The organism is uncultured Rikenella sp. (assembly GCF_910579375.1).
Classification (GTDB): domain Bacteria; phylum Bacteroidota; class Bacteroidia; order Bacteroidales; family Rikenellaceae; genus Rikenella.
In genome coordinates this window covers 1-5209 of sequence record NZ_CAJTUJ010000129.1, presented here as the reverse complement: position 1 = coordinate 5209, position 5209 = coordinate 1, and the positions used below count along the sequence as shown (strand labels likewise).

The following is a 5209-nucleotide window of genomic DNA, read 5'->3' as shown; positions in this document are numbered from 1 at the left end:
GGCGGAAATCTTATTCAAACGCGAAACACGCGTTTGAATGATTTCCTTTTCCAGCAATCGCGCGCGGATGGGCATTGTCCCGGATAGAACTGTTCCTTTTGTGAACAAAAGGAACCGAAAAAACTTTAGACGGATGCTAACGCATCCTCCAGCTGCCGACAGCCTAACCCTTTATCCGCAAGGCCGGGCAGACCGTCTTTACATCGGGCGGGCGGTGCCTTCCGGCACTCGGAATGGGCCGTATCGACCTTAATCAGCTGTCTTTATGCGTTTTCCGGCAGGCGTGCGATCACGGTGCGCATCCCCGTGGTCTTCTCGTCCAATTTCACGCAAATCTCACTCCCGACCGGTAACAAAATGTCGACCCGGGAACCGAATTTGATAAAGCCGCACTCGCGTCCCCGCTGCGCCGTCCCGCCCACGCAGGAATAACTCACGATCCGCCGCGCAACGAAACCGGCGATCTGGCGAAACAAAACCCGATGACCGCCCCCCGTCCGTACCACGGTGGTCGTCCGTTCGTTGTCGGTCGAGGATTTCGGATGCCAGGCCACCAGAAAACGTCCCGGATGGTACCGGAAGTAATCGATGATGCCGTTCACCGGATACCAGTTGATGTGGATGTTCCAGATCGACATGAAGATCGAGACCTGGATCCGCGGCTCGGAGAGGATCTCCTCTTCGAATACCTCTTCGATCGCCACCACGCGGCCGTCAGCCGGTGCCACCACACAGGCGTCGTCCGTGCAGTCCAACGCCGCCCGACGCACCGGAATCCGGAAAAATCGGCACACGAAAAGCACTTTCAACAGCATGAAAAAGACAATCGTCCCGCTCAGCCAGAGCGGGAGAAAACGCACCGCCGCAAGTGCCGCTACGAGAGCGATAAGAATACTGGTCGTGATGATCCGTCGTCCTTCCCGGTGTAAATATTTGCGCATCTGGTTCGATTATAGTCGTTTCCGTATCGTTTCTGGCTGGGCCCTATCCCCTCTGATTCATCCTATTCGATCAATCCGGTCAGCAGGATGTAGACCCACGCCGCCGGCACCGCCAGCAACAAGGCGTCGAACCGATCCAGCAGGCCGCCGTGTCCCGGAATGATATTTCCTGAGTCCTTGACTCCGATCACGCGTTTGAATTTCGATTCGATCAGGTCGCCTCCCGTCGCTGCCAGGGCAATGATGAGGCCGAAGCCGAACCAAGCTAACCTGAGCCACAGCGGATTCTCCACGCCCGCCGTCCCGAACAAGTTCCGCTGGTCGGCATACAGCGCCCCCGTCTCCGGACTCCAATAGAGCGCGTACCACACCAAAGCCGTCCCCACCGCAAAAAGAATCCCTCCCGCAAACCCCTCCCACGTCTTTTTGGGCGAGATCACCGGCGCCATCTTATGCCGCCCCACCGCGCTCCCCACCAGATAAGCCCCCGTGTCCGAAAGCCACACGACGGTCATCAGCGTCACCACCAGCATCGGGTTCAAGAGCTGGATCAGGACGAAAGCCTGCGCGATGTACAATCCGCCCCACACCGTCCATCTCCCCCGCCGCTCGCCGAGAACGCCCCGGTTTTGGGCGAGCAGGCGGTAGTATTCCCACAAAGTAAGCCCCCCGAGTGTCGTCCACAGCAGGTAGAACGTTCCTCCCGGTCGCTCCGTCTCCGGATCGTACCACGCCAGCGTCAGGCCCACCATCACCAGAACGAGAACGATTCCGCTCACGGTGCGTGTGATCAGAGACTTAGCTTTCATTCGCCGAGCCCTCCTCCGTTTTAGCCTCCGTTTTGTCCGCTTCGGTAGCTGCGGGCTGCACCGAGTCCAACGGATTGCGCGCCCCCTCCTGCCGTTTGCCGAAAATCCGCTCCAAGTCCTCCGTAAAAATCACTTCACGTTCCAACAGCAACTCTGCCAGCTGCCGAAGCCCTTCGCGCTGTTCCCAGAGCACTTGTTTGGCCAGTTGGTAGCACTCTTTGAGCAGGGTGTTGACTTCGTCGTCGATCAACCGGGCGGTCTCCTCGCTGTACGGCTTCCCGAAAGCCATTTCGCTCTGCCCCGTGCTGTCGTAAAAACTCCGGTGTCCCACCGCCCGGCTCATCCCGTAGTAGGCCACCATCGCATATGCCTGCTTCGTCGCCCGCTCCAGGTCACTCAACGCCCCCGACGATATCTCCCCGAAGGTAAGTTCCTCCGAAGCCCGCCCGCCGAGCAGCGACGCGATCTCGTGGGTCATCTGTTCGCGTGTGGTGATCTGCCGTTCGTCCGGCAGGTACCACGCCGCTCCCAAAGCCTTTCCGCGCGGGATAATGGTCACTTTCAGCAGCGGATCGGCCCATTTGAGCATCCAGCTGACCGTAGCGTGCCCCGCCTCGTGGTAAGCGATCGCCCGCCGTTCCACGTCGGTGAGGATTTTGTTTTTCCGCTCCAGACCGCCGATAATCCGATCCACGGCGTCCATAAAGTCCTGCCGTTCGACCTGTTTCTTGTTTTTCCGGGCCGCGATCAACGCCGCCTCGTTGCAAACATTCGCAATATCGGCTCCCGAGAAGCCCGGTGTCTGCCGTGCGAGGAAGTCGGTGTCCAAGTCCGGATCGAGTTTCAGCTTCTTGAGGTGGACGGCGAAGATCTCGGCCCGCTCCTTGATGTCCGGCAGTCCGACCTCGATCTGCCGGTCGAACCGCCCCGCCCGCAGCAAAGCCTTGTCCAGAATATCCGCACGATTCGTGGCAGCCAGAATGATGACCCCCGCATTGGTTCCGAACCCGTCCATCTCGGTCAGCAGCTGGTTGAGGGTATTTTCCCGCTCGTCGTTCGACGACCACCCGCTGTTTTTCGACCGGGCCCGTCCGATGGCGTCGATTTCGTCGATAAAGACGATACACGGCGCCTTCTCTTTCGCCTGCTTGAAGAGGTCGCGCACGCGCGATGCCCCCACCCCCACAAACATCTCAACAAAATCGGAACCGCTGATCGAGAAGAACGGCACATTAGCCTCCCCGGCCACCGCCTTGGCCAACAAGGTCTTACCCGTCCCCGGAGGCCCCACGAGCAGAGCACCCTTCGGAATCTTCCCGCCGAGTTCGCTGTATTTCCCCGGATTCCGGAGGAAGTCGACCACCTCCATCACTTGGATCTTCACCTCTTCGAGCCCCGCCACATCTTTGAAAGTGACTTTCTGGTCGTTGTCCTTGTCGAAAAGTCTCGCTTTTGCCTTCCCCACGCTGAACACGCCGCCGGCGCCGCCTCCGCCTCCCGCGCCGCCCGACATCCGCCGCATCAGGATGATCCAGAAGACGACGATGGCGATAAACGGCAAGGCCTGCCAGAACAGCGTCCCCCATCCGGAGTTGTCGTTCTCGAACGTGAGCCCCGGAACCTCGCCCTGTTCCCGTCCCGCAGCCGTCCCGCCGATCGTCCTGCGGTTGATGCTGTCCCGCGCCGCCTGGTAGTCATTCTCGAACTTTTCGAGCGAGCCGATGTTGAAGTAGAATTGCGGCCCTTTGGTCGGAATGTATTTATAACGCTCCTGTGCTTTGTATTTCGCCACTGTGCCCGGCCGGAGCCACACTTCGGCCACTTCGCGATTGACGATCTGCACGCGTTGCAGGTCTCCGCTCGGCATCAGGGTGTCGCGCAGGGCATCCCAGCTGATCCGACTCTGCCGTCCGCTCTCGCCGAAGTAGGCCCAGCCGAGAATGACGGCTATAATAATGCCCCACATCCAATAGATATTGAATCTGGGGCGCAAGGTATTCCGTTTTTCGTTTGCCATATATCAGAGGTGTGCCGCAAGCGGGCACGGATATGCGTTTTTTGTGTGCGGTTAGTATGCTTCGTATCTTTTAATACTGGTCTTCGTACCGGGTCAGTTCTCCGTCGGCCCAGAGCTCTTCGAGGCGGTAGAAGTCGCGCATCTCGCTTTGGAAGATGTGTACCATGACGTTCCCGTAGTCCATGGCCACCCACAGCGCATTGTCGAGCCCCTGTATCCGGTAGGGTTTTTCGCCGATCTCCCGGAGGGTGAGCTCTTCGACTCCCGCGGTGATAGCGGCGACCTGGGTGGTGGATTCGGCCTGACAGATCACGAAGGCGTCGCAGACGGCTCCGTCCAGCGCGGTGAGGTCGAGGCTGACGATCCGGTCGGCTTTCTTGTCCTGCATGGCATGGACGATGGTGCGGAGGAGGGTTTGGGTATTTTCGTTCATTCGTTTCGATGGGGTTGCGGTCTCCCGCGGTCGAGGGGGCCCGATTTCGGACACTTTGCAGGAAACAAAGGTAAGTAATTTTTTTCTTTCGTGTTTTTTTCGAGCGGAGTGCGGGCGCTACCGGATTTCGGGCCGGTTGGCGGCGGGTTCTCCGGCCGGCAGGGGTTGCAGGGTGCCGAGGAACTGGAGGTGCTGGGTGTCGGAGCCCTGGATGGTGAGCGAGGTCTCGCCGGTGTCGAAGATTTCGAAGGTGAGGATGTAGCTGCGGTGGTTGGAGCGTTCATGGGCGCCGATGACGATCCATCCTTTCTGTTTCCCGGCGGGGAGGTTCTCCACGCGGATGGCGGGGTCGGGAGCGGTGAAGAAGAAGGGCGACCGGTCGGGGTTGTAGATGGTGTTGTAGACGTAGCCGTAGTAGGGGAGGCTGCACACGAGGCTGTCGGGGGTGACGGCGACTTCGTAGTAGGTGTTGAGGTTGGCGTAGGGGATGCCTGTGATTTGGGTGACGACGCGGTTGGGGACGAAGAGGAACCGTTCGCTGCGGAGGATGGAGTCTACGGAGCGGGCGGTGGCGGCGGCTTGTTCGGCTCGCCGGGTTTTTCGGTCGTTGTTTCGGCCTGCGGAGGCGGGCAGGGCGTGGGGCAGCACGAGTAGCACGAACAGGAGTCCGAGCAGCAGGGTCGGAAAGAATGATCTGGTTTTCATGGGTGTGACGGATTAGGTGATATAGGTACAGGGTTTTGAGCAGAAATTGTGCCACGGCGGGTGCGGTGTCGGTTTTTGGGTCGAGGCGGTCGTGCGTTTTTGGGGTAGAGGCTGCCGCAGCGAAACGCAGTTTCGCCCGTCCACGTACCCGTTGGGTGTTTTGTTAGGGTTGTCTCTGCTTTACTAAGTGTGGCCCGCGCACCGAGATTATGGCCGCCGGCAGCTTGAGGATGCGTCAGCATCCGTCTAAAGTTTGGCTACGCCTTCCTCCTGGCACCTCGGCCATTCAAACAAGTTTGATGGC

5 protein-coding genes are annotated in these 5209 nt (G+C 59.5%); all 5 read right to left on the bottom strand.

Annotation, left to right across the window (positions count from 1 at the left end; all coding sequences use genetic code 11):
• Window positions 1-263 precede the first annotated feature (263 nt).
• The 5 genes from QZ302_RS08420 to QZ302_RS08400 all read right to left on the bottom strand — a co-directional run bounded on the left by QZ302_RS08420 (window position 264) and on the right by QZ302_RS08400 (window position 4905).
• Entirely contained in the window at window positions 264-941 is a 678-nt protein-coding gene (locus tag QZ302_RS08420) for a phosphatidylserine decarboxylase family protein (protein WP_294594426.1), read from the bottom strand.
• Between the two features lie 62 nt (window positions 942-1003).
• A complete protein-coding gene (locus tag QZ302_RS08415; RefSeq protein WP_294594424.1) occupies window positions 1004-1720 on the bottom strand; it encodes a phosphatidate cytidylyltransferase in 717 nt (238 codons plus the stop codon).
• Between the two features lie 19 nt (window positions 1721-1739).
• Window positions 1740-3767: an ATP-dependent zinc metalloprotease FtsH gene (gene ftsH, locus QZ302_RS08410; RefSeq protein ID WP_294594422.1), complete on the bottom strand. Its 2028-nt coding sequence runs from the start codon at window positions 3765-3767 to the stop codon at window positions 1740-1742.
• Window positions 3768-3837: 70 nt separating this feature from the next.
• Entirely contained in the window at window positions 3838-4200 is a 363-nt protein-coding gene (rsfS, locus tag QZ302_RS08405; protein WP_294594421.1) for a ribosome silencing factor, read from the bottom strand.
• 117 nt (window positions 4201-4317) lie between these two features.
• Window positions 4318-4905, bottom strand: a complete 588-nt coding sequence (locus tag QZ302_RS08400; RefSeq protein ID WP_294594420.1) for a DUF4251 domain-containing protein — start codon at window positions 4903-4905, stop codon at window positions 4318-4320.
• Window positions 4906-5209: the final 304 nt, after the last annotated feature.